The organism is Sphingomonas phyllosphaerae (assembly GCA_036946405.1).
GTDB lineage: Bacteria > Pseudomonadota > Alphaproteobacteria > Sphingomonadales > Sphingomonadaceae > Sphingomonas > Sphingomonas phyllosphaerae_D.
The window spans coordinates 1-26500 of sequence record JAQIJC010000001.1 but is presented as its reverse complement, the minus strand read 5'-3'; the positions used below and the strand labels follow the sequence as shown (position 1 = coordinate 26500).

Sequence of the window (26500 nt, the reverse complement as noted above, 5' to 3'; positions counted from 1 at the left end):
CCGGCTTGCTTTCAATCATGGTGCAGTGCACCGATGTGAACCGGGCATGAAAAGGGGCAGGACGCGACGTGCACGACGGGCCTGGCACATCGAGCGAAGGCGTTGAACTTCACGCCGAAACGACCGGGGGCCTGTCGCCCGCGGTCGCGCTCTCGGGCGTGTTGAAATGGTTCGATGCCACCCGCGGGTTCGGCTTCATCGTCCCCGACGATGCGGCGATGGGCGACGTGCTGCTGCATTTCAGCGTCTTGCAGGCGTACGGCCGCCGCACCCTGCCCGAGGGGACGCGGCTGGAGGGACTGGCCGCGCAGGGGCCGCGCGGGTGGCAGGCGACCGAAATCTCCACGCTCGATCTCGCCGCCGCCGCGGAGACGGTGCGCGACCGCGATCGGGAACGACTGGCGCCCGAACTCGCACCCGACGATGCCGCCGCACAGGCACAGTGGGAAGAGGTCAGCGTCAAATGGTTCAACCGCATCAAGGGCTACGGCTTTCTGGTCGCGCTGGCGCGGCCCGGCGACATCTTCGTCCATATGGAGACGTTGCGCCGCGCCGGGATCGCGGATGTCGAGCCCGAACAGCGGTTGCGCGCTCGGGTAGTGCAGGGGCGCAAGGGGCCGCTGGCGGTCGGTGTCGCGGCGGCCGAGTGAATCGGGGCATTGAACGGGCGCGCGCACGCGGGTAAGCGAGGCGCCACGATGGGCATCAATCTCAACCCCTTCACCTGGTGGAACGGCGCAAGCTGGGGCACCATCCTCTACGGCCTGCGCGGCAAGCGTCAGGTGGGCGAGGATTATCTCGGCAACACCTATTGGGAGGGTGGCCGCGATACCGCCGGCGAGCCGCGCCGCTGGGTGATCTACGCGGGCGCCAACGACGTCAGCCGCGTGCCGCCGGAATGGTATGGCTGGCTTCATCGCCAGGTCGACGGCGTGCCCACCGACGTGCTGCCCGCGCCGCGGCAATGGGAAAAGCCGGCCGTGCCCAATATGACCGGCACCGCCTTCGCCTATCGCCCGCAAGGGGCGCTGGAGAAGGGTGGCCAGCGCGCCGCCGCGACCGGCGATTACGAGGCATGGAGCCCCGACGCGTGAAGCGTCCGCTCGCGATCGGCGGGCTGGTTCTGGTGGCGGCAGCTGGGGTGACCTGGGCGGGGCTGAGCTTCCGCCCGGACCCGCGTGCGCCGTCGCGCGACGCGCCGATCGTGAGCAAGGCGGTGCCGGACACGCTGCCCGACGCCGCGCCGTCCCCCGCCGCCGACGAGGTGCGTGACGATGCGCAGGAGGCTGCCGTCGATGCCGGCACCACGCCGATGGCGCAGCGCGTCGCGGTGCTGAGGCTGCTCAACAAGCGCAACGGCATCAGCCGCGAGCTGACGCTCCGGCCTGGCCAAGCGGGGCGCGTCGGCGACGTGATCGTGCGGCTGCGCGCCTGTGAGCGGACCGCGCCCTGGGAGCCCGAGCAGCTGACCGGTGCGTTCGTCCAGCTCGACGTGCGCGGCGCTGACTCGCACTGGCGCCGCGTCTTTTCGGGCTGGCTCTACAAGGAACGTCCCGCGCTCAACGTCGTCATCCACCCGGTCTATGACGTGTGGACGAGAAGTTGCGCCACCACCTTCCCGGGCACCGCGCCGTCCGCGCCGGCCAGGGTGTCGAGCGCGAAGAAGTCGCCCGCCGCGGCATCCGCTCCGGCTGCCGAAGACGAGGCCGCCGACGAGCCGGTCGAGGAAAGCGCCGCGCCCAGCAATTCCATGTAATCGGCGCGGTCGATCTCCTGCGCGCCGAGCGAGGCGAGGTGGGCGGTCATGAACTGGCAGTCGAGCAGCGAGAAGCCGCCGACGCGCAAGCGGGCGACCAGCGAGGCGATCGCGACCTTCGACGCATTCGTCGCGCGGCTGACCATGCTCTCCCCGAAAAAGGCGCGGCCGACCGCCAGCCCGTAGAGCCCGCCGACCAGCCGGTCGCCGTCCCAGCATTCGACCGAATGGGCGTGCCCCAGCGCGTGGAGGCGCACGAACGCTTCCTCGATCATCGCGTTGATCCATGTGTCCGGACGATCCTCCGCCGCCTCGGCGCACAAGGCGATGATCTGGCCGAACGCCCGATCGACGGTAACGCGGAAGCGGTCGCCGGCGATCACGCGGCGCAGCGAGCGCGACAGATGGAAGCCGTCGAGCGGCAGGATCGCGCGGCGGCGCGGCTCCACCCAATAGATGCTGGCCGCGTCGCGGCTGTCGGCCATCGGGAACACGCCGACCGAATAGGCACCGAGCAACAGCCCCGGGTCGAGTGTCCCCGGACTGGTCAAGCCCGCCGCTGCTCGATCGTTCGCCACAAGTGCGCGAAGGCGGTCGCCGCGACGCTGCGCGGTGCCGCCACGCCGACCGGCACCCGTTGCGCCGTGGCATTCTCCACCGCGCTCGCCATCGGAATCACCGGCCAATCGGCGTTGCGCGCGAGCGCCTCGGCGTGGAGCGCGCGGCGACGATCGACCATTACGTGCACCGGCAGGATCGGCACCTGCCCGCCGAACTCGCGATCGAGCGTCGCGAACGCCTGTTGCGAGAGAGCGGAGGGGACCACCGGCACCACCAGCAAATCGGCGGCGCGCACCACCTGATCGGCGGTTTCGGTCAAGCCGGGCGGGCAATCGAGCACCACGGTGTCGTGATCGCCCAGCTCGGCGATCAGCTTGCGCAGCCGGCGCTTCTTGTCGAGTTCGCGCAGCTGGTGGTTGAGCTCGCGCAGCGAGGCGTCGGCGGGGAGCAGGTCGAGCCGATCGAATGCGGTCGGGGTAATCAGCTTGGTGGGCGACACGCCCTTCGCGAACAGCGCGCCGGCGCGGTCATGGGCGCGGCCATCGCCAAGCGCCCAGGTGGCGGACGCCTGCGGATCGAGGTCCCACAACAATGTGCGCCGCGCCGACAGCGTCGCCGCGCACCACGCCAGATTGATCGCGAGCGTCGTTTTTCCGACGCCCCCCTTCACGCTGTAGATCGCCACCGTCGTCATACGCAGGACGCTACGGTCCGGCCGGACGCAGGGCAAGGAAGATGATGTAGATTGGGAGGCAACCGCCATCGCGGGTCACGTGGCGAAGGACTGTCACACGGCCGACCTGCGACCGCAAACGCGAGGCCGATCCGCTGACGCCCGTCATCCCGGATCAAGTCCGGGACGACAAAAAACGGCAGGCCGATCGTGGCCTGCCCGATCAGAACGTTACGAGTGGCAGACCAGTTCGGGCTTGCCCGGACGGGTCAGCTTGATCTCGCTGGTGGTGCCGGTCATCTTCCAGCCGCCCTCGGCGGTCAGCGGATCGCCGGTCTTCTCGGCCTTCAGCGTCGTCGCGGCGCCGCCCTTTTCGGTGCGGACCACCGCCTGCTTGTCGCCATCGAAGAAGGTGACATAGGCCAGGCTCTGATCCTTGCAGCGCATGGTCTTGTCGGCCTTGATCGCGGGCGGCAGCTCGACCGGCGCGGCATTGGCGAGCGCCGAGGCCATCGGATCGGGGTTGCTGTCCAGCACCTGCGGCGAGGACGGTTCGGAGTTGCAGGCCGACAGCGCCAGCAAAGCGGCGGCTAGCGAGAGGGGGAGGAGCTTCTGCATAATATGCGCCGCTTCGCCCATGAACTTTACTCCGTCAAGTCACGGATTGTTGCGGTGCATCAGAGTCCGGGTCATTCGTGGAATTCATCCATGTCCGGAATGCGTCCGAATGCGATCTTCGTTCCGACCCGATCGAGGCGGCCCCCGTGCATCGCGCCGACCGATACGGCATGGCGGCCGAACCGCTCGTTGATGCGGTCCATCGCGCGACTGAGCGCCAGCCCGCGGGTTTCGCGCGCCAGCGGATCGTCGGCGGGCAGATGCGCGAACAGCGAGTGCTGCTCGCCGACGACCGGTTCGATTTCGGCGAGCGTGACGCCGATCATCCGACAGCCGCTGCGATGCACCATCTCCTGCGCGCGCAGCCGCGGCAGCAGCGTGTCGAGCGCCGCGAGCATCGCGAAACTGTCCTGCGTCGCAGGCAGCTTCGCAGAGGTGCGCCACATGCTCTTGTCGTCCTCGAACCGGGCGTGCAGCACCAGCAATCGCGCACGATACGCCTTGCGACGCAGCCGGCTCGCCGCCTTCAGCGCCAGCCGCCGTGCGGTCAGCCGCACCGCGCCATAGCCGCGCTTGCCGGGTGACAGGACGTGACTGTGCCCGATCGTGCGGCTCTGCGTCGCCTTCTCCGCGAGATCGACGCCGTGGAGCAGATACCAGAGCCGGTCGCCGTTGGTGCCGCCCCACGCATGGCCGGCATCGCGCGGGCGACGTGCGAGCAACTGCTGGATATCGTTGACGCCGTCGCGCGCCAGCCGCCGCTCCATCTTCGCGCCGATCCCGCTGATATCGCGCAGCGACAGCCGGTAGAGCGCCTGCGGCAGATCGGCGGCCTCGAAGACCACCAGCCCATCGGGCTTCTGCAGGTCGGAGGCGAGCTTGGCGAGCAGCCGGTTGGGCGCGATCCCGACCGAGGAGGTCAGGCACGCACCGACCTTCTCGCGGATACCACGCTTGATCCGCACCGCCAGCGCCTCGGCGTGCGCGCGGTCATTCTCGTTGTCGAGCAGGCGACAGGCGACCTCGTCGATCGAACAGACCTTGGTGACCGGGATGTGCCGTTCGATCTCGGCGACGATCGCGTGGTGGAATTCGACATAGCGTTCGTGCCGTGCGGGGGTGACGACCAGCTCGCGGCACCGTTGCTTCGCCTCCCACACCGGCGTGCCGGTCGTGATGCCGAAGCGTTTGGCCTCGATCGACGCCGCGATCGCGACCGTCGTGTCGGTGCCGACCGGCGCGACGATGATCGGCCGCCCGCGCAGGCTGGGCTGCAATTGCTGCTCGACGCTCGCGAAATAGCTGTTCAGGTCGAGGAACAGCCAGCGCAGCGGACGGGGTGGCAGGTCGTGCATGGGCGACTCAATCGCTGAAACATAACGGGAACATGGCAGATCGTCGCGCGATTGGCGAGCGCGATGAAGGCGGGAGAGGGGGGCGGAAAGTTTCAATCGCTTGCGCATCGGCGGGCGCGCCCGCATTGACGCGACCATGCATACCACCACCGATACGCTGGCCCTGATCGGCAACACTCCGCTCGTGCGATTGAAGGGGCCGAGCGAGGCGACCGGCTGCGACATTTTCGGCAAGTGCGAGTTCGCCAATCCGGGCGCGAGCGTGAAGGATCGGGCCGCCCTGTTCATCGTCGCCGACGCCGAGGAACGCGGCGTGCTCGCCCCCGGTGGCACGATCGTCGAGGGCACCGCGGGAAATACCGGCATCGGGCTGGCGCTGGTCGCCAATGCGAAGGGATATCGCACGATCATCGTGATGCCCGATACGCAGTCCAAGGAGAAAATGGACACGTTGCGCGCGCTCGGGGCGGAGCTGGTGACGGTGCCGGCCGCGCCTTATGCGTCGTCGGCGCATTTCGTGCACACATCGCGGCGGATCGCGGAAGAGACGCCGGGCGCGATCTGGGCGAATCAGTTCGACAACATCGCCAACCGCCGCGCGCATATCGTCGGCACCGCCGAGGAGATCTGGACGCAGATGGACGGGCGGATCGACGGCTTCACCTGCGCGGTGGGTACGGGCGGCACCTTCGCGGGGGTCGGACTGGGATTGAAGGCGCATGATCCCGATGTCTGTATCGCGCTCAGCGATCCGCACGGCGCGGCGCTCTACGAATATTATGCGTGCGGCGAGCTGCGCGCCGAAGGCTCGTCGGTCGCCGAAGGAATCGGGCAGGGGCGGATCACCGCCAATCTGGAGGGCGCCCCCGTCGACGCGCAATTCCGCATCCCCGATCAGGAAGGGCTGGACTGGACCGACCGGCTGCTGCGCGAGGAAGGGCTGTGCCTCGGGCTGTCGTCGGGGATCAACGTCGCAGGCGCGGTGCGGCTCGCGCGGCACCTGGGGCCTGGCAAGCGGATCGCGACGATCCTGTGCGACACCGGGTTCCGCTACCTGTCGACGCTCTACGATCCCGCCTGGCTGGCATCGAAGGGATTGGTGCGCGGCGCTGCGTTAACGAATTGATCGACAATCGCGCGACGATCAGTTAGAAATGCGCGACCGATGAAGTCTCCTCCGAAAGACAAGGCCGCCGTCGAACGGCAGCAGGCAGAACAGACCCGGCAGCGCGTGCGTGTCGGGATGATCGGCCTCGCTGCGGTCGTGCTGCTGATCGGGCTGGCGAGCGCGATCTTTTCTTCGGTGAACCAGCAACAACCGGTCAGCGCGACCGGTGCATCGCAACCGGAACTGGTCGCGAACATGAGCGCGCCGGCCTCTGCCCCCACCGCCGCGCCGACCAACGAGCCGCTCGCCGAAATGGGCGTGACCCCCGGCGCCGCGCCGACCCCGTCGGCCGTCGAATCGCCCGCGCCATCGCAACCCGCTGCCGACGCGTCCTCGACCAACGGCATGTTGTGACGACGGTGCCGCGGCCTGCGCCCGCGGCCGGCATCGTGTCGTGTCGCGCCCCGAATCGCGGGCGACCCCCTCATTCCATCCTCCGCTTCGGCCGTCGCTTGCCCGTCGAGGGACGGAATCGTCGTCGGGGAAATTCGGGGACGGCGCGCCGGAATGCGGAAAATCCCGGGTTTGCGATGCCTCACGGCGCCCGCGCGAAGCCGGTTTCGGAGTGGCCCGCGCACGCTCCGCCTTGGATTTGCGCCAAATTCTAAGAGGTCCGCGAACGATCCCCGGATTTCCCCGAATATCCCTTCTCTTCCCCGATCAACCCTGTTACCTATCCCCGACGACATTGGGGGCAGAACCACTGTTGTTTGCTGACGGCAACGTCGGCGCGCGGCGAGGGCTGTGCGCCGGGCAGGATGGTTGTGCGCTCCGGGTGCGAGGTGGGCGTGGTCGACAGGGTGGATTATCAGGGAAAGGGGCTTGGTCTTGTCGATGACAAGGGCCGGGTCGCGATTCCGAACACCCTGCGCGCGACGCTCGCCAAGAATGCCCCGCGCGAGGACGGCAAGGACGGCGGCACCGTCATCATCGCGCCGCACCCTGAACATCGCTGCCTGATCGCCTATGATCCCGGCTTCGTGCCGTTCTGGAAGGCGAAGCTGGAGGCGCTCGACGCCGCGCAGTTCGCGACGAGCGGGCGCACCGATTACAATATCCTCGACCGCGCCGGTGGCGCCGAGCCGCTGCCCTTCGACGGCTCAGGCCGCTTCATCATGCCGACGTTCGAGCGCCGTTACGCCCGCATCCAGGGCGCAGCGGTGTTCCTCGGCGCGTTCAACTGGATCACGATCTGGGCACCCAACGTCCTGATCGAGACGCCGGGCATCGACCCGTTCCTCAAGGAGTATGTCGAGTTCACCTGCGAGGACAAGGGGATCTCCCTGTCATGAGCAGCACCGCCGCCCCGCACATCCCCGTGCTGCTCGACGACGTCGTCGCCGCGCTCGCCCCTGCCCCCGGCGAGTGCCATGTCGACGCGACCTTCGGTGCCGGCGGCTACACCCGCGCGATCCTCGCGACCGGCGCGGCGGTGATCGCGTTCGATCGCGATCCGGATGCGATCGCCAACGGCCGCGCGCTGGAGGAAGAGGCGGCGCTGACGCTCGTGCCGGCCACCTTCTCGGCGCTCGAATCGGAACTGGCGGCGCGCGATGCGGTGCCGGTGGATGGCGTGACGATGGATATCGGCGTGTCGTCGATGCAGCTCGATCAGGCGCAGCGCGGCTTCTCGTTCCAGTCGGACGGGCCGCTCGACATGCGGATGAGCCAGGAAGGTATGTCCGCCGCCGACTTCCTCAACGAGGCCGAGGAAGAGGCGATCGCCGACGTGCTCTATCGCTATGGCGAGGAGCCCAAGTCGCGGCGGATCGCGCGCGCGGTGGTGGCGGCGCGCCCGCTCACCACGACCGCGCAGTTCGCCAACGTGGTCCGTAAGGCGCTCGGCCATCGCCCGCACGACAAGAAGGACCCTGCGACCCGCGCCTTTCAGGCGGTGCGCATCCATATCAACGGCGAGCTGGACGAGCTGACGCAAGGGCTGGAAGCCGCCGAGCGCGTGCTCAAGCCCGGGGGGCGGCTGGCGATCGTGACCTTCCACTCGCTGGAGGATCGCATCGTCAAGCGTTTCCTGCGCGACCGGTCGGGTGCCGCACCCGCCGGCTCGCGGCACATGCCGGTCAGTGCGCCGACGCGCGCACCGACTTTCGAAATCACCGCCCGTGCGATCCGCGCGGGCGAAGCGGAACTGGCCGCGAACCCGCGCGCCCGCTCCGCCACACTTCGCACCGCCCGGCGTACCGGGGCGGCCCCTTGGCGTTTGGAGGCGTAACGATGGCGGCGATATATCGGTTGAGGGGCTTCGGGTGGCTGACCGGCTGCGCGATCGTGGCAATCGGCTTCTACCTCGTCTCGTCGCAGGTCGCGGCGGAGCGCAAGCGGGTCGAGCAGGTCGACCGTCGCATCGCGTCCGCCGAGCGCGACATCCGCGCGCTGGAAACCGAGTTCGACGTGCGCGCCAACCTCGCGCAACTCGAGCGCTGGAACGGCAACACGCTGGCGCTGACCGTGCCGACGGCGCAGCAATTCGTCGCGGACGAGCGTGCGCTGGCGGCATTGTCGCCGGTGCAGGGGCTGCCGGTGCCGGGGCGTGACGTGCAGGTACAGACCGCGCAGCTGATCGTCCCCGCCGCGCCGGTCGCCGCCATCACGCCTGCGGTCGCCACCGCCAGCACCGCCACCGCCGCGCCCGCTGTCGTGAAGGTCGCTGCGGTGCAGGTCGCGGCTGCCAGCGCGCCGATCACGGTCACCAAGGTCGCGGTGCGTGCCGCCGCCGCGCCGGTGAAGGTCGCCAAGGTCGCGATGCTCGATCGCGGGCTGCTCAGCGACAATACGCTGGGCGACCTGCTGAGCGGCGCGCGTGCCGAACGGAGCCGCCTGCGGTGACCACGCTGGTCGCCCGACCCCTTCGTGCCGGCCGCTCGGGCGACCAGCGCCAGCAATTGCTGGCGACGCAACATCTTCGCCTGATGATGCTGATGCTGCTGTTCGCGGCGGCGGTGCTGATCGTGATCGGGCGGCTGGCGATGCTCGGGCTGACCGAGGGTGGCGAGCGCGGCACCGCGCCGGTGCTGGCCGCGCCGCGCGGCGATATCGTCGATCGCAACGGCGCGCCGCTCGCGCGCACGATCGACGCCTGGACGATCGGCGTCCACCCCAAGAAGCTGCTCGGCGATCCGTCGCAGATCGCGCAGAAGCTCGCCGACCTGATGCCCGATCGCGGCGATCAGGCGTGGTTCTATGCGCAGATCACGCGCCCGGTCAGCTTCACCTATCTCAACCGCCGCGCCAGCCCGGCGCTGGTCGAGGCGGTCAATGCGATCGGCGAGCCCGGCATCGTCTTCGAGCGCGAGACGCAGCGGCTGTATCCGCAATCGACGCTCGGCGCGCATGTGCTGGGCTTCATCAGCGGCGGGCACGGGATGAGCGGGATCGAGCGCGCGCTCGACGAACGGCTGACCAATCCCGCGACGATCAACCAGCCGGTGACGCTGTCGATCGACACGCGCGTCCAGGCGGCGATGGAAAGCGAGCTGGGTCGCGCGATGACGACGTTCTCCGCGCGCGGCGGCGGCGGGATCGTGCTCGATGCGCATACCGGCGAGGTGGTGGCGATGGTGTCGCTGCCGACCTTCAACCCGAACCGCGTCGGCATGTCGGGCACCGAGCAGCTTCGCAACATCACCACGCAGAGCGTGTTCGAACTGGGTTCGACCTTCAAGCCGATCACGATGGCGGCGGCGATCGACAATGGTGTCGTCACCTCGATGGAGCGGCGCTTCGACGCGACGCATCCGTTGCAGGTCGGGCGCTTCACGATCCACGACGAGCGCGGCGATCCGAAACGCTGGCTCAACATGGCGGAAACGCTGATCTATTCCTCGAACGTCGCCACCGCGCGCGTCGCCGACGAGGTCGGGCCGGAGCGGATGCAGAAGATGTTCCGCAAGCTCGGCTTCGACACCCGCCCCGATATCGAGATCCGCGAGAAGGGCCGGCCGTTGTGGCCGACCTTCTGGGCGCGCACCACGACGATGACCACCGCGTACGGGCACGGCATCGCGGTGACGCCGCTGCACTTGGCCAACGCCTATGCCGCGCTGGTCAATGGCGGAACGTGGCGTCCGGCGACCTTGCTCAAGGTGCAGCCGGGGCATGAGGTCGCGGGCCGGCGCGTCATCAGCGAGGCGACCAGCGCGCGGATGCGCCAGATGCTGCGGCTGATCGTGCTGCGCGGCACCGGGCGCAAGGGCGATGCGCCGGGCTACCGGGTCGGCGGCAAGACCGGCACCGCCGAGGCGGCGGTCGCGGGCGGCTACGACCGGTCGCGCAACGTCGCGACCTTCGCGGCGGCTTTCCCGATGGACGCGCCGCGCTATGTGGTGGTCGCGATGCTCGACTCGCCGCTCGGTACGAAGGAAACCTTTGGGTGGAAGACCGCCGCGTGGAACGTCGCGCCGGTGGTCGGGCGCACGATCTCGCGCGTCGGCGCGATCCTGGGCGTCACCCCCGACGATCATCACGACATCGACGTGTCGGACATCGTGCCGACCTTGTGGGAGGATCCCGATCGCGCGCCGAAGAGCGGCGGGCAGTGAGGGGCGTGGCATGAAGCTGTCGCAACTGGTCGAGCACGGCGGCGAGCAGGCGATCACGGGATTCGCGATCGATCACCGCAAGGTCGCGCCGGGGACGATCTTCGGCGCGTTCGAAGGTGCGCGGTGTGAACGGCGAGGACTTCATCCCGGCCGCGATCGAGGCCGGCGCGGTCGCGGTCGTCGCGCGGCCCGGCGTGCGCGTCGAAGGGGCGCTCCACATCCGCGACTATAATCCGCGCGAGACCTTCGCGCGGCTGGCGGCACGGTTCTTCGCGCCGTTCCCGGAGACGGCGGTGGCGGTCACCGGCACCAACGGCAAGACCTCGACGGTCGAGATGACGCGGCAATTGTGGCGGATGGCGGGGCATCATGCCGCGTCGATCGGTACGCTGGGCGTCGCCACCGCCGACGAGCGCGTCGTGACCGGGCTGACCACGCCCGATGTCGTCACCTTCCTGTCGAACGTCGCCGGGCTGGCGCGCGAAGGCGTGACGCATGTGGCGTTCGAGGCGTCGAGCCACGGGCTCAGCCAGTATCGCACCGAAGGACTGCCGGTGCGTGCGGCGGCGTTCACCAATCTCAGCCGCGACCATCTCGACTATCACGGCGATATGGCGGCCTATTTCACCGCCAAGCTGCGGCTGTTCGCGCAGGTGCTGGCCGATGGCGGCACTGCGGTGGTGTGGGTCGACGATCCGAACTCCGAACGTGTGATCGATATCGCGCGCGAGCGCGGCAACCGCGTCTTCACGGTCGGCGAACATGGCGACGACCTGCGGCTGATCGCGCGCGATCCGACCTTGCTGGGGCAGGGATTGACAATCCGGGCGGACGGCGTTGACCACCGTGTCACGTTGCCGCTGATCGGCGGGTATCAGGCCGCCAACGCGCTGGTCGCCGCGGGGCTGGTGATTGCGACCGGGGGCGATGTCGCGCAGACGCTCGCCGGGCTGGCGCGGTTGCAGCCGGTGCGCGGGCGGCTGGAGCGCGCCGCGATCACCGCGGGCGGGGTGCCGGTCTATGTCGATTATGCGCACACTCCGGACGCGATCGAGGCGGCGTGCGCAGCGCTGCGCCCGCATGTCGAGGGGCGGCTGATCCTCGTGTTCGGCGCGGGCGGCGACCGCGACGCGGGTAAGCGCGTGCCGATGGGGCAGGTCGCGGTGGCGAGCGCCGACGTGGTAATCGTCACCGATGACAATCCGCGCACCGAAGACGCGGCGACGATCCGCCGCGCGGTCCTCGAAGGTGCGCGCGGCGCGCGCGAGATCGGCGACCGCCGCGCCGCGATCGCCGCGGCGGTCGCGGAGGCGCGCGCGGGGGATATCGTGCTGATCGCGGGTAAGGGACATGAGCAGGGACAGATCGTCGGCGACCTCGTGCTGCCGTTCGACGACGTGACGGTCGCGCGCGAGGTGGCGGCATGAGCCCCGCCCACGCCACCGTTCGTGCTGAGCTTGTCGAAGCACGTGTCGCGCGTGACACGCCCTTCGACAAGCTCAGGGCGAACGGTGGTGTGGCCGCTGTTCCTGCTCGTGCCGCTTCCGCTAGGCCGCGCGCATGACGCTCTGGACCGCCGCCGAGATCGCCGCCGCCACCGGCGGCACTGCTACCGCCGACTTCACCGTCGACGGCGTCGCGTTCGATTCGCGTGAGGTCGGCGACCACGACCTGTTCATCGCGCTGGCCGGACAGGCGACTGACGGCCATCGCTTCCTCGACCAGACGTTCGCGCAAGGGGCGGGCGGCGCGATCGTGTCGCAGCCGACCGCGCACCCGGCGGTGCGCGTCGACGACACGTTCGCCGCGCTCGAGGATCTCGCCCGGGCCGCGCGTGCGCGGGTGGCGGGCAAGGTGATCGGGGTCACCGGCTCGGTCGGCAAGACCTCGACCAAGGAAGCGCTGTTCGCGACGCTCGACCGGGCACCCGGCGTCCGCGCGCATCGCTCGGTGAAGAGCTACAACAATCACACCGGTGTCCCGCTCAGCCTCGCGCGGATGCCCGCCGACACCGACTTTGCGGTGCTGGAGATGGGGATGAACCATCCCGGCGAGCTGGCGCATCTGACCACGCTGGTGCGCCCGCATGTCGCGCTGGTGACCGCGATCGCGCCCGCGCATACCGAATTCTTCCCCGACGAAAGCGCGATCGCGGATGCGAAGGGTGAAATTTTCCGCGGACTGGAGCCCGGCGGGACCGCGATCGTGCCCTTCGACAGCCCGCATCGCGAGCGATTGATCGACGCCGCCAAGCCCTATGCCGGGCGGATCGTCACCTTCGGGCTCAACCGCGAGGCCGATGTCTGCGCCAGCGATGCGATGGTGGTGCGCAGCGGCGGCACCTTCGTCACCGCGCGTGTCGGTGGGCGCGAGCTGAGTTTCACGATCGCGCAGCCCGGGCGGCATTGGGTGTCGAACGCGCTCGCGGTGCTGGCTGTAGCGGATGCGGTGGGTGCCGATCTGGCGCTCGCCGGGCTGGCGCTGGGCGAGCTGGGTGGGCTGCCGGGGCGCGGCGCGCGGCTGACGGTGCGCGTCGGGGACGGCGAGGCGACCGTGATCGACGAGAGCTACAACGCCAATCCCGCATCGATGCGCGCGACGTTGGCGGTGCTCGAGCAGGCCGGTGGCCGGCACGTCGCGGTGCTCGGCGAAATGCGCGAACTGGGCGAGGGGTCGGCGGATTTCCACGCCGGGCTCGCCGACGACGTCGTCGCGGCGCGCGTCGAAGCGGCCGTGCTGGTCGGCGAGGCGATGCGCCCGCTGGCCGCGGCGCTTGAGGGACGGGTCGATTTCGTCCATGTGCCCGATGCCGGCCAGGCGCTCGATCGCGTGCGGGCGCTGATCCGCCCGGGCGACACCTTGCTCGTGAAGGGATCGAACGGCGTCGGCCTGTCGCGGCTGGTCAGCGGCCTTGCCAACGGGATGAGTTGAGTTGCTGTACTGGATCGCCGAACAACTCGGTTTCGCGGGCGGGTTCAACCTGATCCGCTATCAGACGTTTCGCGCCGGTGCGGCAATCGCCACCGCGCTGCTGATCGGGCTCATCATCGGCCCGCGCTTCATCGGCTGGCTGCGCGTCCGGCAAGGCAAGGGGCAGCCGATCCGCGCCGACGGTCCGCAGACGCATCTCGCCAAGCGCGGCACCCCGACGATGGGCGGGCTGATGATCCTCACCAGCCTCGTGCTGTCGGTGCTGATCTGGATGGACCTGCGCAACCCGTTCGTCTGGGCGTGCCTGTTCGTCACGCTTGGCTTCGGCGCGATCGGTTTCCTCGACGATTACGACAAGGTGCGCAAGGCCAGCACCGCGGGCGTCTCCGGCCGCGTGCGGCTGTTGCTGGAATTCGCGATCGCGGGCGTGGCAGCGTGGATCGTGATGCAGGAAAATGGCTCCGGCCTCTATTTCCCGTTCACCAGCCGCTACTTCATCGACCTCGGCTATTTCTACCCGATCTTCGCCGCGTTCACGATCGTCGCGTTCGGCAATGCGGTGAACCTGACCGACGGGCTGGACGGGCTGGCGACGATGCCGGTCATCATCGCCAGCGTCGCGTTCCTGTTGATCGTCTATCTGGCCGGCAACGTGAAATTCGCCGACTATCTCGGCATCCCGCACGTGCCGCGCGCGGGCGAGTTGGCGATCTTCTGCGGCGCGGTGATCGGCGGCGGGCTGGCGTTCCTGTGGTATAATGCCCCTCCGGCGGCGGTGTTCATGGGCGATACCGGCAGCCTCGCGCTGGGCGGCGCGCTCGGTACGATCGCGGTGGTCGCGCATCACGAGATCGTGCTGGGGATCATCGGCGGGCTGTTCGTGGTCGAGGCGCTGTCGGTCATCATCCAGGTGTTCTGGTACAAGCGCACCGGCAAGCGCATCTTCCGCATGGCCCCGATCCACCATCATTTCGAGCAACTGGGGTGGAGCGAGCCGACGGTGGTGATCCGCTTCTGGATCATCTCGCTGGTGCTGGCGCTGGCCGGGCTGTCGACGTTGAAGCTGCGATGATCGTCTCGCGCGCCTGGGCGGGGAAACATTATGCGGTGCTCGGGCTGGCACGCTCGGGCGCCGCGACCGTTCGTACGTTGCTCGCGGGCGGGGCGACGGTGTTGGCGTGGGATAGCGATGTCGCCAAGCGTGATGCCCTGACTCCCTCTCCCCTCCGGGGAGAGGGTTGGGGTGAGGGGTCGGTGCCTCGCAGAGAAGACGGTCTCGGTGAGACCCCTGCCCCTCACCCAACCCTCTCCCCGGAGGGGAGAGGGCTTGAAGTAATTGATCTCGAGACACTCGACCTCGCCACCGTCGACGCGCTCGTCGTCTCGCCCGGCGTGCCGCTCAACACGCACCCGCTCGCCGCGACGGCGCGCGCCGTGGACGTGCCGATCATCGGCGACATCGAGCTGTTCGCGCAGGCCCGCGCCGACCTGCCCGCACACAAGGTCGTCGGGATCACCGGCACCAACGGCAAGTCGACCACGACGGCGCTGGTCCACCACATCCTCGACACCGCCGGCATCCCAACGCTGATGGGCGGTAACATCGGCCTGCCGATCCTCGCGCAGGAACCGCTGCCGGAAGGCGGCGTCTACGTGCTCGAACTGTCGAGCTACCAGATCGACCTGACGCAGACGCTCGACTGCGACGTCGCGGTGCTGCTCAACGTCACCCCCGACCATCTCGATCGCTATGATGGTTTCGAGGCGTACGCCGCCAGCAAGGCGCGGCTGTTCGCGATGCAGTCGCCCGCGCACCTCGCGATCGTCGACTATGAAGCGGAGGCCGAGCATGACGTGCTCGCGAACGCGCCGGAGGGGCTGAACGTCCGCTTCATCGACGGCGTGCCGCTGCCCGGCGAGCAGGCGTGCTGGCCGTCGCTGCAAGGCCCGCACAACGAACAGAATGCCAAGGCCGCGGTCGCGGTCGCCGAGGCGCTGGGCGTCGACGCCGAGACGATCGAGCGCGCGCTCGAAGCTTTCACAGGGCTGCCGCACCGCATGGAGCGGATCGCGACGCTGAACGGCGTGGCGTGGATCAACGACAGCAAGGCGACCAACCCCGAAAGCGCCGCGCCCGCGCTGGCCGCCTTCCCGCGCATCCACTGGATTCTCGGCGGCAAGGTGAAGGGCGACGATCTCGATGCCTGCGTGCCCCACCTCGGCAATGTCGTGCGTGCTTATACGATCGGTGAGGGCGGGCCGCGCTTCGCCGCGGTGCTGCGCGGGCAGGTGCCGGTTGCCGAGGTTGAGACGCTGGAGCGCGCGGTGAAGCTGGCGGCGCAGGAGGCCGAGCGCGGCGACGTGGTGCTGCTGTCGCCCGCCGCCGCCTCGTTCGATCAGTTTCGCGATTTCGAGCAACGGGGCGCGGCCTTCCGCGCGGCGGTGGAGGAGCTGGCATGAGCGCGACCCGAACCGAGCCGGCGCGTCCCGGTGTCTCGCTGCGCAACCGCGGCGGGCGCGGCGATCCGTCGCCGCTGGGGACGTGGTTCTGGGATATCGACCGCGTGCTGCTGCTGCTCGCCTTGTTCCTGATCGCGATCGGGCTGATCGCGGTCGCCGCCGGCTCGCCGGTCAGCGCGACGCGCTATTCGGGCGAGCATCTCCACTTCGCGCCGCTGCATTATTTCTGGCGGCAGGTGATGTGGGTGGCGGTGTCGCTGCCGGTGCTGTTCGGCGTGTCGATGTTGCCGCTGACGATGGCGCGGCGCATGTCGCTGATCGGGGCGGCGGTGTGCGTCGCATTGATGGTGCTGGTGCCGTTCCTCGGGGTCAGCGTCAACGGCGCGCGGCGCTGGGTCGGGTTCGGGTTCGCGCAGTTTCAGCCGTCCGAATTTCTCAAACCGTTCTTCGTCGTGACGGTCGCGTGGCTGCTGTCGTTCAAGTCGCGCGATGCCGAGCTGCCGGTGACCGCGATCACCGCCGCTTTGACCGGATTGATCGCGATGCTGCTGATGCTGCAGCCCGATTTCGGGCAGACCGTGATGTTCTGCGTGATCTGGCTGGCGCTGGTGACGATCGCGGGGACGCCGACCCGGGTGATCTTCGGCTTCCTGTCGATGGTGCCGGTCGCGCTGATCGCGGCCTATCTGTTCTACAGCACCGCGCGCAAGCGGATCGACGCCTTCCTGTTTCCCGGCGTCGAGGGCGAGGGCGCGGCCGATCACTTCCAGACCAATGCCGCGCACAACACGCTGACCTCCGGCGGCTGGTTCGGAACCGGGCCGGGCGCGGGGACGGTCAAATACGGGCTGCCCGAGGCGCATACCGACTATATTTTCTCGGTGATCGGCGAGGAGTTCGGCTTGCTGGCGTGCATGATCGTCGGGCTGGCGTTCCTCGCGATCGTGGTGCGGGTGTTCGTCAAGCTGCTCGACGAACAGGACCCGTTCCGCCTGCTCGCCGCCTCCGGGCTGGCGGTGCAGTTCGGCGCGCAAGCGCTGATCTCGATGGCGGTCAACACCGGGCTGGCGCCGTCGAAGGGGATGACGCTGCCGTTCATCAGCTATGGCGGGTCGTCGATGGTCGCGCTGTCGATGGGGATGGGGCTATTGCTCGCCTTTACGCGCCGCAATCCGTTCCTGCTGCGCAGTCCGTATATCGCGCAGCAACGCTGGAGCGCCGAATGACGCAGGTCCGCGACTTCCGCCCCCGCCACTACGTGCTCGCCGCCGGCGGGACCGGCGGGCATATGGTGCCCGCCGCCGCGCTGGCGGCCGAGCTGATGAAGCGCGGGCACCGCGTCGCTTTGGTCAGCGATGCGCGCGGGGTGCGCTTCCCCGGGCTGTTCGAGGGCGTGCAGACGCATGTCATCCCCGCCGGGCGCTTCGCGGGCGGGCCGCTCGGCTGGGCGAAGGCGGCCCGGCTGATGGTGGAGGGACGCAAGTCCGCGCGCGACCTGTACCGCACCTTCAAGCCCGCGGCGGTGGTCGGCTTCGGCGGCTATCCCGCCTTTCCGGCGCTGTCGGCGGCGTTCGCGGAGAAGATCCCGACCGCGGTCCATGAGCAGAATGCGGTGCTGGGCCGGGTCAACCGGCTGGTGGCGGGGCGCGTCGATGCGATCGCGACCAGCTATGCCGAGACCGAGCGGCTCACCCCGCGGCACCGCGCCAAGGCGCATCTGATCGGCAATCCGGTGCGCGAGAGCGTGCTGGCGTTGCGCGCTAAGCCCTATCCGGTGCCCGACGAGGACGGCATCTTCCGCGTGCTGGTGACCGGGGGCAGCCAGGGCGCGTCGGTGCTGAGCCAGGTGGTGCCCGACGGGTTGGCGCTGTTGCCGGTCGCGTTCCGCCGCCGCTTGCAGGTCACGCATCAGGCGCGGATCGAGGATATCGACGCGGTGCGTGAGAAATACGCCAGCCTCGACATCGCCGCCGATCTCGCCACCTATCTCCCCGATCTGCCCGAGCAATTGGGCTGGTCGCACCTCGTCATCGCCCGCGCGGGGGCGTCGACGATCGCCGAGCTGACCGCCGCCGGGCGTCCCGCGATCCTCGTGCCGCTGCCCTCGGCGACCGACGACCACCAGACCGCAAATGCGCGCGAGATCACCGCCGCGGGCGGCGCGCGCACCATTCAGCAGACCGCCTTCACGCCGACGGAACTCGCCAAGCAGATGCAGAAACTCGGACTTGACCCCGAAGCGCTCGGCAACGCCGCGACGCGCGCGCGTTCGTGCGGTGCGCCCAACGCCGTTACCGATCTCGCCGATCTGGTTGAGAGCCTCGACGCGCCGCGCGCACGTATCAAGGTCGGCAAGGCGCAGACGCGGAAGGCGTTCGCATGAAGGGGGTCGCGACCGACATCGGCACGATTCATTTCGTCGGGATCGGCGGGATCGGCATGTCCGGCATCGCCGAGGTGATGCACAATCTCGGCTACAAGGTGCAGGGCTCCGACGTCGCCGAGGGCTATGTGATCGAGGGATTGCGCGCGCGCGGCATCGCGGTGACGATCGGGCATGACGCCGCCAACGTCGAAGGCGTCGCGGTGGTCGTGACCTCGACCGCGGTGAAGCGCGGCAACCCCGAGGTCGAGGCGGCGCTGCGCAACCGGATCCCGGTTGTGCGCCGCGCCGAAATGCTCGCCGAGCTGATGCGGCTGAAGTCGACGGTCGCGGTCGCGGGGACGCACGGCAAGACCACGACGACCTCGATGGTCGCGGCGCTGTTCGATGCCGGCGGGGTCGATCCGACCGTCATCAACGGCGGGATCATCAACAGCTACGGCTCGAACGCGCGGTTGGGCGCGAGCGACTGGATGGTGGTCGAGGCCGACGAGAGCGACGGCAGCTTCCTGCGGCTCGATGGGACGATCGCGGTCGTCACCAACATCGATCCCGAGCATCTCGACCATTATGGCAACTTCGACCGCGCCAAAGACGCCTATGTCGAGTTCGTCGAGAACGTGCCCTTCTACGGCGCGGCGCTGCTGTGCCTCGACCATCCCGAGGTGCAGGCGTTGATCCCGCGCGTCCGCGACCGGCGGATCGTCACCTATGGCTTTGCGGCGTCGGCGGACGTGCGCGGAGTCAACGTCACGCCCTATCCGGGCGGCAACCGCTTCGAGGCGCAGGTCCGCGCGCGCGACGGCGCGGTGCGCTCGATCGAGGGGATCGACCTGCCGATGCCGGGGCGGCACAACGTCCAGAACGCGCTCGCCGCGATCGGCGTCGCGCTGGAGCTGGGGATCGACGACGCGACGATCCAGAAGGGGTTTGAGCGCTTCTCGGGCGTCAAGCGGCGCTTCACCAAGGTCGGCGAGGTAAGCGGCGCAACGATCATCGACGATTACGGCCACCACCCGGTCGAGATCCGCGCGGTGCTCGCCGCCGCGCGCGAGAGTGCGCAGGGGCGAGTGATCGCGGTCGTGCAGCCGCATCGCTACTCGCGGCTCGGCAATCTGATGGAGGACTTCCGCGGCGCGTTCAACGACGCCGATCAGGTCTATGTCACCCCGGTCTATGCCGCTGGTGAAGCGCCGGTGCCGGGCGTCGATGCCGAGGCGCTGGTCGCGGGGTTGCAGGAGCGTGGGCATCGCCAGGCGGCGGTGGTGGCGGATGCCGCCGCGCTGGCCGACGTGCTGGCGGACGAGGTGCGCGCGGGCGATCAGGTGATCTGCCTCGGTGCGGGCGACATCACCAAATGGGCGGCCGGGCTGGCCGCCGCGATCGGGGAACGCGCATGACCAACTGGTTCGACGCCGCGATCAACTGGCAGAAGCAGCTTCTCGACACCCAGCGCCGCGCGCTGGAGGCCGGTCGCCACGCTAGCGATGCGGGTGCGGCGCTGATCGCGGCGCAGGAGGCGACGCGGCGTGCGGGCGAGGCGAACATGGCGGCGTGGCAGGCGTGGGCGCAATTGTGGCGCGCCGGACCGTGGTGAGCGCGCTTCCCGAGGTCCGCGGGCGGCTGACGCCGCACGCCCCGCTGGCGCCACTCGTCTGGTTCAAGGCGGGTGGGGCGGCGGAGTGGCTGTTCGAGCCCGCCGATGCCGACGATTTGTGCGCGTTCCTCGCGGCGCTCGATCCGGCGGTGCCGGTCATGCCGCTCGGGCTCGGCTCGAACCTGATCGTTCGCGATGGCGGGGTGCCCGGCGTGGTGGTCCGGCTCGGCAAGCCGTTCGCAACCGCCGCCGCGCTCGACGCGGTGACGCTGCGCTGCGGCGGTGGGGCGAGCGGCATCCTCGTATCCTCCACCGCGCGCGACGCCGGGGTGGCGGGGCTGGAGTTCCTGCGCTCGATCCCCGGCACGGTCGGCGGGTTCGTGCGGATGAACGGCGGGGCCTATGGGCGCGAAACCGCCGACGTGCTGGTCGAGGCCGAAGTGGTGCTGCGCTCGGGCGAGCGGCGGACGCTGGCGGCGGGTGCGCTGGGCTATACCTATCGCCATTCCGACCTGCCGGAGGGCGCGGTGGTGATCGCCGCCACCTTCCGCGGCCAGCCCGGCGAACCCGCCGCGATCCAGGCCGAGATGGACCGGATCGCCGCCGCGCGCGAGGCGTCGCAGCCACTGCGCTCGAAAACCGGCGGGTCGACGTTCAAGAATCCCGATGGGCATAAGGCTTGGGCTTTGGTCGATGAAGCCGGGTGTCGCGGGTTGCGGCGGGGGGATGCGCAGGTCAGCGAGAAGCATACGAACTTCCTGCTCAATCTCGGCAGCGCGAGCAGTGCGGATATCGAGGCGTTGGGTGAGGATGTCCGGGCGCGCGTGAAGGCGGCGAGCGGTGTGGAACTGGAATGGGAGATACAGCGGGTGGGTTTGGTGGAGGCGATTAGCCCTCTCCCCTCCGGGGAGAGGGTTGGGAGAGGGGCTCATGTCTCACCGAGCCCGACCTCTCTGCGAGACATCGACCCCTCACCCCAGCCAGCATCGGGTCGATCAGGCTCCCAGCCTGATCTGAACAGCGAGGCGCGCTGTTCACCCGATGCTCCCCAACGGGGAGAGGGAGCATGACCCTCCACATCGCGGTCCTGATGGGCGGCTGGTCGGCCGAGCGCGAGGTATCGCTCTCATCCGGCAACGGTGTCGCCGACGCGCTCGAGTCGCTCGGCCACCGCGTGACGCGCATCGACATGGCGCGCGACGTCGCTGCCAGGCTCGCGGAAACAAACCCCGACCTCGTCTTCAACGCGCTCCACGGCACGCCGGGCGAGGACGGGAGCGTGCAGGGGCTCATGGACCTGATGGGCCTGCGCTATACGCATTCCGGGCTCGCCACCTCGGTGATCGCGATCGACAAGGTGCTGACCAAGCAGGTGCTGGTCCCCGCCGGCATCCCGATGCCCGGCGGGCGGATCGTGAAAAGCGCCGACGTGCACGACGCCGATCCGCTGCCGCGCCCCTATGTGCTGAAACCGGTCAACGAGGGCTCGTCGGTCGGGGTGGCGATCGTCACCGATGCGGGCAATTACGGCAACCCGATCGCGCGCGATGCGACCGGGCCGTGGCAGGAATTCGAGGAACTGCTCGCCGAACCCTATGTACGCGGGCGCGAGCTGACCACCGCTGTGCTCGGCGATCGGGCGCTCGGCGTCACCGAATTGCGACCGAAGTCCGGATGGTACGATTACGACGCCAAATATACCGACGGGATGACCGACCATATCTTTCCGGCCGAGATCCCTGACGAGATCACGCAGGCGTGCATGGCGCTGGCGTTGCAGGCACATCGCGTGCTCGGCTGTCGCGGCACCAGCCGTTCCGACTTCCGCTGGGATGACGAGCGCGGCGTTGACGGGCTGTTCCTGCTCGAAGTGAACACCCAGCCGGGCATGACCCCGCTCAGCCTCGTCCCCGAACAGGCGCGCCATACCGGCATGAGCTATCCCGAGCTGGTGCAGGCGATCGTCGATGAGGCGCTCCGTTCATGAGCCGCACGATCAAGCGCGGCGCGGCACCGCCGGGGCGTCGCCCGACCCCCAACCGTCGCCGCGTGCCCAAGGCGTCGCTCGGCGACCGGCTGCTCGCGAAGATGCCGATCAGCGAGGACGCGCTGCGCAAGGCGGTGACGTGGACGGTGCTGGGCGGGGTCGGCGTCGCGACCTTGTTCGTCGCCAACCTGCTCGGCGTGCCGCAGGCGATCGGCGCTGGCGTCGCTGAGGCGGCGGGACGCGCCGGGCTGCGCGTCGAGCAAGTCGACATCACCGGGCTGAAGCGGATGGACCGCGAGACGGTCTATGCGGTCGCGCTGGAGGATCAGTCGTCGCGCGCGATGCTGCGCGTCGATTTGGAGCGCGTCCGCGACCGGCTGCTTGCCTATGGCTGGATTTCCGACGCCTATGTCGCGCGGCGGTTGCCCGACCGGCTGGTGATCCACATCACCGAGCGCGAGCCGGCGGCGATCTGGCAGGACAAGGGGCAATTGACGCTGATCGACGCGACCGGGCGGCTGCTCGCGCCGGTCGCGCCGACGCACATGCCCGATCTGCCGCTGGTGATCGGCCCCGGCGCGAACCAGCAGGAGCCGGGCTATCAGGCGCTGCTCGCCGCCGCCCCCCGCGCTGCGCCCGCGCATCCGCGCCGCGACCTGGGTCGGCAACCGTCGCTGGGATCTGACCTTCACGACCGGCGAGACGCTGGCGCTGCCGCAGGACGGCGCGCCGCAGGCGCTCATCAAGTTCGCGCAGATGGATGGCGCGGATCCGTTGCTCGGCAAGGGTTGGCTGCGCTTCGACCTGCGCGATCCGGCCAAAATGTATGCGCGTCGCGCGGGGCAGGACAAGCAACAGGTCGCGGACGACGGCCGCAACGACCCGCCTGCCGATGCCGCGGCGGCGACGGGCAACAACGTGATCGGCGACAACGACCGAACGATCGAGGCGCGCGCCGGGGAAGCGCTGCGTTCCGGCGAAGCATGAGGGGGTAGAGCGATGGCGAAGGTGGCACCCGACGGCCTGATTACCGCGCTGGACATCGGATCGTCCAAGGTATCGGCGATGATCGCGCAAAAGGGCGATGGCGGCGAACTCAACGTGCTCGGCACTGGCCAGCGCGAGAGCCGCGGCGTCAAGCGCGGCTATATCGCCGACATGAGCGCCACCGAGGTCGCGGTGCGCGAGGCGGTCGAACAGGCGGAGCGGATCGCCGGCTTCAACATCGAAAACGTCTGGGCGGGCTTCTCGGCGGGCGGGCTGGTCAGCGACGAGGCGTTCATCGAGGCCGAGCTGGGCGGGATGCGCATCGAACAGGCCGATATCGACGCGCTGCTCCACGAAGGGCGGCAGTCGATCGATCCGCAGGGGCGGATGGTGCTCCACGCGCAGCCCGCGCTCTACACGCTCGACGGGCTGACCGGGGTGAAGAAGCCGCTCGGGCTCCATGCCGACCGGCTCGGCGTCCACATCCACGTCATCGCCGCCGACGGCTCGCCGGTGCGCAACCTCGACCTGTGCGTCCGCTCGGCGCATCTGGAGGTCAAGTCGATCATCGCCGCGCCGGTCGCGACCGGGCTCGCCTGCCTCACCAGCGAGGAACGCGATCTGGGCGTCGCGCTCGTCGAGATCGGCGCGGGGATCACCAACGTTTCGCTGTTCGCGGGATCGATGCTGGTCGGGCTCAAGTCGATCCCGTTCGGCGCGGCCGACATCACCGACGATATCGCTTCCGCCTTCGGCACCACGCGCTTGCAGGCCGAGCGGATCAAATGCTTCCACGGCTCGGCCAACGCCTCGCCGCGCGACAATCACGAGATGGTGACGATTCGCGAGCGCACGCAGGAAGAGGATTCCGAAGCGCTCCAGATCACCAAGGCAGCGCTGATCGCGGTGATCCGGCTGCGGCTGGAGCATCTGGTCGGCGAAATCCAGTCGGCGCTCAAGGAATTAAAGTTCGAGGGACCGGTTGGGCGGCAGGTGGTGCTGACCGGTGGCGGCGCCGAGTTGAAGGGGATCGCCGACTATGCGCAGCAGGCGCTGGGGCGGTCGGTGCGGATCGGCCGCCCGCGCGGGCTGACCGGGCTGCCGGAGGCGCATTCCGGTCCCGGTTTCGCGACGCTGGCCGGGCTGGCGTTCTTCGCCGCCAGCGATCCCATCGACCTGCGCGGCCTCGCGCCGACGCAGCAAATGGTCCACCGTCAGAGGGGGTTGCGCGGCTTCTGGAAGCTCGTGCAGGCCGCGAAGGCGAATTATTGACGCGACAACAGGGCGTTTCGCGGTGTTTCCTCTTTCACCGCGCGCCCGCATGTTGCACATCGGTGTAAACGGCCCGTTATGAAATCAGCGACGCGGGCGGACGGAGTAATGTTGCGATGAGCATCGAATTCATCACGCCCGATCTCGACGATCTGACCCCGCGGATCACCGTGATCGGCGTCGGTGGCGCCGGCGGCAACGCGATCGCCAATATGATGCGCGCGGACGTGCAGGGCGTGAACTTCCTCGTCGCGAACACCGACGCGCAGGCGCTCAAGCAGTCCGAGGCGGAGCAGAAGATCCAGCTCGGCGCGAAGATCACGCAGGGGCTGGGCGCGGGCAGCCGTCCCGAGATCGGGCGCGCCGCGGCCGAGGAGACGATCGAGGAGCTGGGCCGGCTGCTCGAGGGCAGCCACATGTGCTTCATCGCCGCGGGCATGGGCGGCGGCACCGGCACCGGCGCGGCCCCGGTGATCGCCAAGACGGCGCGCGACATGGGCATCCTGACGGTCGGCGTCGTGACCAAGCCGTTCAGCTTTGAGGGCAATCGCCGCGCGAAGTCGGCCGATGCGGGCATCGAGGAATTGCAGAAGTTCGTCGACACGCTGATCGTGATCCCGAACCAGAACCTGTTCCTGGTCGCCAACGCCAACACCACGTTCAAGCAGGCCTTCGAAATGGCCGATGAGGTGCTGCAGCAGGGCGGTGCGCGGCATCACCGACCTAATGGTCATGCCCGGCCTCATCAACCTCGACTTCGCCGACGTCCGCTCGGTGATGCAAGAGATGGGCAAGGCAATGATGGGGACCGGCGAGGCGGAAGGTGACGACCGTGCGCTGATCGCCGCGCAGAAGGCGATCGCCAACCCGCTGCTCGACGGCGTGTCGATGCAGGGCGCCAAGGGCGTGATCGTCTCGATCACCGGCGGCGACGACATGCGCCTGCTCGAGGTCGACGAGGCCGCCAACCACATCCGCGAGCTGGTCGATCCGGACGCGAACATCATCTGGGGTTCGGCGTTCAACCCGGAGCTGGAAGGCAAGATCCGCGTCTCGGTGGTCGCGACCGGTATAGAGAGTGTCGGTCAGGCGACGGCCCCCCGCCGCCGCCAGCGCGCCGTCCGAGCCGCCGCGCACGTTCAGCTTCTCCGCGCCGCGTCGCACCGATGCCGCCCCGGCGCCAGCCGCCGCCGCGCCGGCCGCGACCCCCGCGCCGCAGCCGGTCGCTTACGAGCCGACCCCGGCCGTCCCGCCGCAGCAACCGAGCGGGCGCCGCCGCCGGCGCGATGGCCGAGGGCGTGCCGCCGGCCAACGGTGGCGCGAACGTCGATCCCTCGCCGGCGCGCCCGGCCGAGGACGAACTGGTACTGGGGGCGGAGTCGCTGATGGCCCGCCACGCCGCCGGCGGGTGACGCGCAGCGGCGCCGCTTCCTCGCGCCGGGTGCCGAGGAAGAGACGCCCGCCCCCGCACAGCCGCGCGTCAAGCTGGGCGGCACGCTGTTCGAGCGGATGCAGAACGCGACCCGCAATGCCGGTGGCCGCGCGGTCGAGGACGACGGGCGCGAGCCGGGCGATCTGCCGCGCTTCCTGCACCGCCAGAACAACCAGTAACGGCTGCGGCGGCGGCGCGCGGACCGACCGCGCACCGCCGTACAGGCTCGCTTCGTCGCAGCCGGGTCGGCCATGTCATTGCCGGCCCGGTGGCGACACGCTCTATGGCGCGATGACCTTCCGTCCGCCTGCCCTCGTCGCCACCGGGTCCGTGGTGATCGATGCGGGCGACGGTGGCGCCGCGATTTCGACACCTTCTTTTTCCGATCCGTCCTGCTCCGTCGCGGGTGGGCGCGGGGAGCTTTGCGCATGACCCATATCGCTCGATCGCGATCGGGACGTTTTCCGCTCGCCGGGTGCCTCGCGGTGGCGCTTGCCGCGGGTACGATCGTCGGCGCGGGGCACGCAACCGCGCAGGAGGTCGTCGCGACTCCCAACCCCGACGCCGACCGGCTCGCCGATGTCGTGCGTCGGCTCGGCAGTGCGCCGCGCGACCTGTCGGCGCTGATCGAGGCGGGCGACCTGTCGTTCGCGCTCGGCGATGCGACCGCCGCCGCCGCACTCTACAAGCGCGCCGAGGCGGTCGATCCCAACAACGGCCGCGTCAAGGCGGGCATCGCGCGCATCCTCGTCAACGGTGAGCGG

General features: G+C 69.4%; 23 protein-coding genes and 5 pseudogenes. 24 read left to right on the top strand and 4 right to left on the bottom strand.

Annotation, left to right across the window (positions count from 1 at the left end; all coding sequences use genetic code 11):
• Positions 1–68: 68 nt before the first annotated feature.
• From PGN12_00140 to PGN12_00130, 3 genes and pseudogenes are all read left to right on the top strand, one after another.
• The gene (locus tag PGN12_00140; protein ID MEH3102304.1) at positions 69–650 is read left to right on the top strand and encodes a cold shock domain-containing protein; all 582 of its coding nucleotides are present in this window, start codon (positions 69–71) and stop codon (positions 648–650) included.
• A gap of 48 nt (positions 651–698) precedes the next feature.
• The gene (locus tag PGN12_00135) at positions 699–1094 is read left to right on the top strand and encodes an NADH:ubiquinone oxidoreductase subunit NDUFA12 (GenBank protein MEH3102303.1); all 396 of its coding nucleotides are present in this window, start codon (positions 699–701) and stop codon (positions 1092–1094) included.
• Positions 1095–1312: 218 nt separating this feature from the next.
• A pseudogene (locus PGN12_00130) lies at positions 1313–1546 on the top strand (DUF2155 domain-containing protein).
• Positions 1547–1581: 35 nt separating this feature from the next.
• Here PGN12_00130 and aat read toward each other — a convergent pair.
• The 4 genes from aat to PGN12_00110 all read right to left on the bottom strand — a co-directional run bounded on the left by aat (position 1582) and on the right by PGN12_00110 (position 4963).
• Entirely contained in the window at positions 1582–2307 is a 726-nt protein-coding gene (gene aat / locus PGN12_00125; GenBank protein ID MEH3102302.1) for a leucyl/phenylalanyl-tRNA--protein transferase, read from the bottom strand.
• Positions 2304–3011 carry a ParA family protein gene (locus PGN12_00120; protein ID MEH3102301.1) on the bottom strand — a complete coding sequence of 236 codons (708 nt, stop codon included), beginning with the start codon at positions 3009–3011 and terminating at the stop codon, positions 2304–2306. The genes aat and PGN12_00120 overlap by 4 nt, the downstream gene beginning before the upstream one ends.
• A 210-nt stretch (positions 3012–3221) precedes the next feature.
• Positions 3222–3608 (bottom strand): hypothetical protein, encoded by a 387-nt coding sequence (locus tag PGN12_00115; GenBank protein MEH3102300.1) that lies wholly within the window; start codon positions 3606–3608, stop codon positions 3222–3224.
• Between the two features lie 71 nt (positions 3609–3679).
• Positions 3680–4963, bottom strand: a complete 1284-nt coding sequence (locus tag PGN12_00110; protein ID MEH3102299.1) for a type VI secretion protein ImpB — start codon at positions 4961–4963, stop codon at positions 3680–3682.
• Between the two features lie 136 nt (positions 4964–5099).
• Between PGN12_00110 and PGN12_00105 the strand changes: the two genes are divergently transcribed.
• The 21 genes and pseudogenes from PGN12_00105 to PGN12_00005 form a co-directional block, all read left to right on the top strand.
• On the top strand, positions 5100–6089 hold the full coding sequence (locus PGN12_00105) for a cysteine synthase A (GenBank protein MEH3102298.1): 990 nt from the start codon (positions 5100–5102) through the stop codon (positions 6087–6089).
• 39 nt (positions 6090–6128) lie between these two features.
• Entirely contained in the window at positions 6129–6485 is a 357-nt protein-coding gene (locus PGN12_00100) for a hypothetical protein (protein ID MEH3102297.1), read from the top strand.
• Between the two features lie 434 nt (positions 6486–6919).
• Positions 6920–7423: a division/cell wall cluster transcriptional repressor MraZ gene (locus tag PGN12_00095; protein MEH3102296.1), complete on the top strand. Its 504-nt coding sequence runs from the start codon at positions 6920–6922 to the stop codon at positions 7421–7423.
• A complete protein-coding gene (gene rsmH, locus PGN12_00090; protein ID MEH3102295.1) occupies positions 7420–8361 on the top strand; it encodes a 16S rRNA (cytosine(1402)-N(4))-methyltransferase RsmH in 942 nt (313 codons plus the stop codon). The genes PGN12_00095 and rsmH overlap by 4 nt, the downstream gene beginning before the upstream one ends.
• Positions 8362–8363: 2 nt before the next feature.
• Positions 8364–8975 (top strand): hypothetical protein, encoded by a 612-nt coding sequence (locus PGN12_00085; GenBank protein ID MEH3102294.1) that lies wholly within the window; start codon positions 8364–8366, stop codon positions 8973–8975.
• A complete protein-coding gene (locus PGN12_00080) occupies positions 8972–10687 on the top strand; it encodes a penicillin-binding protein 2 (protein MEH3102293.1) in 1716 nt (571 codons plus the stop codon). The genes PGN12_00085 and PGN12_00080 overlap by 4 nt, the downstream gene beginning before the upstream one ends.
• Positions 10688–10697: 10 nt before the next feature.
• Positions 10698–12114, top strand: a pseudogene (locus tag PGN12_00075) (UDP-N-acetylmuramoyl-L-alanyl-D-glutamate--2,6-diaminopimelate ligase).
• A gap of 133 nt (positions 12115–12247) precedes the next feature.
• The gene (locus PGN12_00070; GenBank protein MEH3102292.1) at positions 12248–13618 is read left to right on the top strand and encodes a UDP-N-acetylmuramoyl-tripeptide--D-alanyl-D-alanine ligase; all 1371 of its coding nucleotides are present in this window, start codon (positions 12248–12250) and stop codon (positions 13616–13618) included.
• 1 nt (position 13619) lies between these two features.
• Entirely contained in the window at positions 13620–14690 is a 1071-nt protein-coding gene (gene mraY, locus PGN12_00065; GenBank protein ID MEH3102291.1) for a phospho-N-acetylmuramoyl-pentapeptide-transferase, read from the top strand.
• A complete protein-coding gene (murD, locus tag PGN12_00060; protein MEH3102290.1) occupies positions 14687–16078 on the top strand; it encodes a UDP-N-acetylmuramoyl-L-alanine--D-glutamate ligase in 1392 nt (463 codons plus the stop codon). Before mraY ends, murD begins: the two co-directional genes overlap by 4 nt.
• Positions 16075–17304, top strand: coding sequence for a putative peptidoglycan glycosyltransferase FtsW (locus tag PGN12_00055; GenBank protein MEH3102289.1), 1230 nt, complete (start codon positions 16075–16077; stop codon positions 17302–17304). The genes murD and PGN12_00055 overlap by 4 nt, the downstream gene beginning before the upstream one ends.
• Positions 17301–18461: an undecaprenyldiphospho-muramoylpentapeptide beta-N-acetylglucosaminyltransferase gene (murG, locus tag PGN12_00050; GenBank protein MEH3102288.1), complete on the top strand. Its 1161-nt coding sequence runs from the start codon at positions 17301–17303 to the stop codon at positions 18459–18461. Before PGN12_00055 ends, murG begins: the two co-directional genes overlap by 4 nt.
• Positions 18458–19861 carry a UDP-N-acetylmuramate--L-alanine ligase gene (gene murC, locus PGN12_00045; GenBank protein ID MEH3102287.1) on the top strand — a complete coding sequence of 468 codons (1404 nt, stop codon included), beginning with the start codon at positions 18458–18460 and terminating at the stop codon, positions 19859–19861. The genes murG and murC overlap by 4 nt, the downstream gene beginning before the upstream one ends.
• Positions 19858–20058: a hypothetical protein gene (locus PGN12_00040; GenBank protein MEH3102286.1), complete on the top strand. Its 201-nt coding sequence runs from the start codon at positions 19858–19860 to the stop codon at positions 20056–20058. The genes murC and PGN12_00040 overlap by 4 nt, the downstream gene beginning before the upstream one ends.
• Positions 20055–20942 (top strand): annotated as a pseudogene (murB, locus tag PGN12_00035) (UDP-N-acetylmuramate dehydrogenase). The gene PGN12_00040 and the pseudogene murB overlap by 4 nt, the downstream one beginning before the upstream one ends.
• Positions 20943–21124: 182 nt before the next feature.
• The gene (locus PGN12_00030) at positions 21125–22045 is read left to right on the top strand and encodes a D-alanine--D-alanine ligase (protein ID MEH3102285.1); all 921 of its coding nucleotides are present in this window, start codon (positions 21125–21127) and stop codon (positions 22043–22045) included.
• A gap of 287 nt (positions 22046–22332) precedes the next feature.
• Positions 22333–22443, top strand: a pseudogene (locus PGN12_00025) (cell division protein FtsQ).
• A 244-nt stretch (positions 22444–22687) separates the two neighbouring features.
• The gene (locus PGN12_00020; GenBank protein ID MEH3102284.1) at positions 22688–23032 is read left to right on the top strand and encodes a cell division protein FtsQ/DivIB; all 345 of its coding nucleotides are present in this window, start codon (positions 22688–22690) and stop codon (positions 23030–23032) included.
• 12 nt (positions 23033–23044) lie between these two features.
• Positions 23045–24304 (top strand): cell division protein FtsA, encoded by a 1260-nt coding sequence (gene ftsA / locus PGN12_00015; protein ID MEH3102283.1) that lies wholly within the window; start codon positions 23045–23047, stop codon positions 24302–24304.
• 116 nt (positions 24305–24420) lie between these two features.
• A pseudogene (ftsZ, locus tag PGN12_00010) lies at positions 24421–25915 on the top strand (cell division protein FtsZ).
• Between the two features lie 249 nt (positions 25916–26164).
• On the top strand, positions 26165–26500 hold a 336-nt coding region (locus PGN12_00005; protein MEH3102282.1), incomplete at its 3' end, for a sporulation protein.

Excerpts from the sequence above, each read along its gene's own strand:
- PGN12_00135 (MEH3102303.1), top strand. The coding sequence starts at position 699 with ATGGGCATCAATCTCAACCCCTTCACCTGGTGGAACGGCGCAAGCTGG.
- PGN12_00120 (MEH3102301.1), bottom strand. The coding sequence starts at position 3,011 with ATGACGACGGTGGCGATCTACAGCGTGAAGGGGGGCGTCGGAAAAACG.
- PGN12_00115 (MEH3102300.1), bottom strand. The coding sequence starts at position 3,608 with ATGCAGAAGCTCCTCCCCCTCTCGCTAGCCGCCGCTTTGCTGGCGCTG.
- PGN12_00110 (MEH3102299.1), bottom strand. The coding sequence starts at position 4,963 with ATGCACGACCTGCCACCCCGTCCGCTGCGCTGGCTGTTCCTCGACCTG.
- PGN12_00105 (MEH3102298.1), top strand. The coding sequence starts at position 5,100 with ATGCATACCACCACCGATACGCTGGCCCTGATCGGCAACACTCCGCTC.
- PGN12_00100 (MEH3102297.1), top strand. The coding sequence starts at position 6,129 with ATGAAGTCTCCTCCGAAAGACAAGGCCGCCGTCGAACGGCAGCAGGCA.
- rsmH (MEH3102295.1), top strand. The coding sequence starts at position 7,420 with ATGAGCAGCACCGCCGCCCCGCACATCCCCGTGCTGCTCGACGACGTC.
- PGN12_00085 (MEH3102294.1), top strand. The coding sequence starts at position 8,364 with ATGGCGGCGATATATCGGTTGAGGGGCTTCGGGTGGCTGACCGGCTGC.
- PGN12_00070 (MEH3102292.1), top strand. The coding sequence starts at position 12,248 with ATGACGCTCTGGACCGCCGCCGAGATCGCCGCCGCCACCGGCGGCACT.
- murD (MEH3102290.1), top strand. The coding sequence starts at position 14,687 with ATGATCGTCTCGCGCGCCTGGGCGGGGAAACATTATGCGGTGCTCGGG.
- PGN12_00055 (MEH3102289.1), top strand. The coding sequence starts at position 16,075 with ATGAGCGCGACCCGAACCGAGCCGGCGCGTCCCGGTGTCTCGCTGCGC.
- murG (MEH3102288.1), top strand. The coding sequence starts at position 17,301 with ATGACGCAGGTCCGCGACTTCCGCCCCCGCCACTACGTGCTCGCCGCC.
- murC (MEH3102287.1), top strand. The coding sequence starts at position 18,458 with ATGAAGGGGGTCGCGACCGACATCGGCACGATTCATTTCGTCGGGATC.
- PGN12_00040 (MEH3102286.1), top strand. The coding sequence starts at position 19,858 with ATGACCAACTGGTTCGACGCCGCGATCAACTGGCAGAAGCAGCTTCTC.
- PGN12_00030 (MEH3102285.1), top strand. The coding sequence starts at position 21,125 with ATGACCCTCCACATCGCGGTCCTGATGGGCGGCTGGTCGGCCGAGCGC.
- ftsA (MEH3102283.1), top strand. The coding sequence starts at position 23,045 with ATGGCGAAGGTGGCACCCGACGGCCTGATTACCGCGCTGGACATCGGA.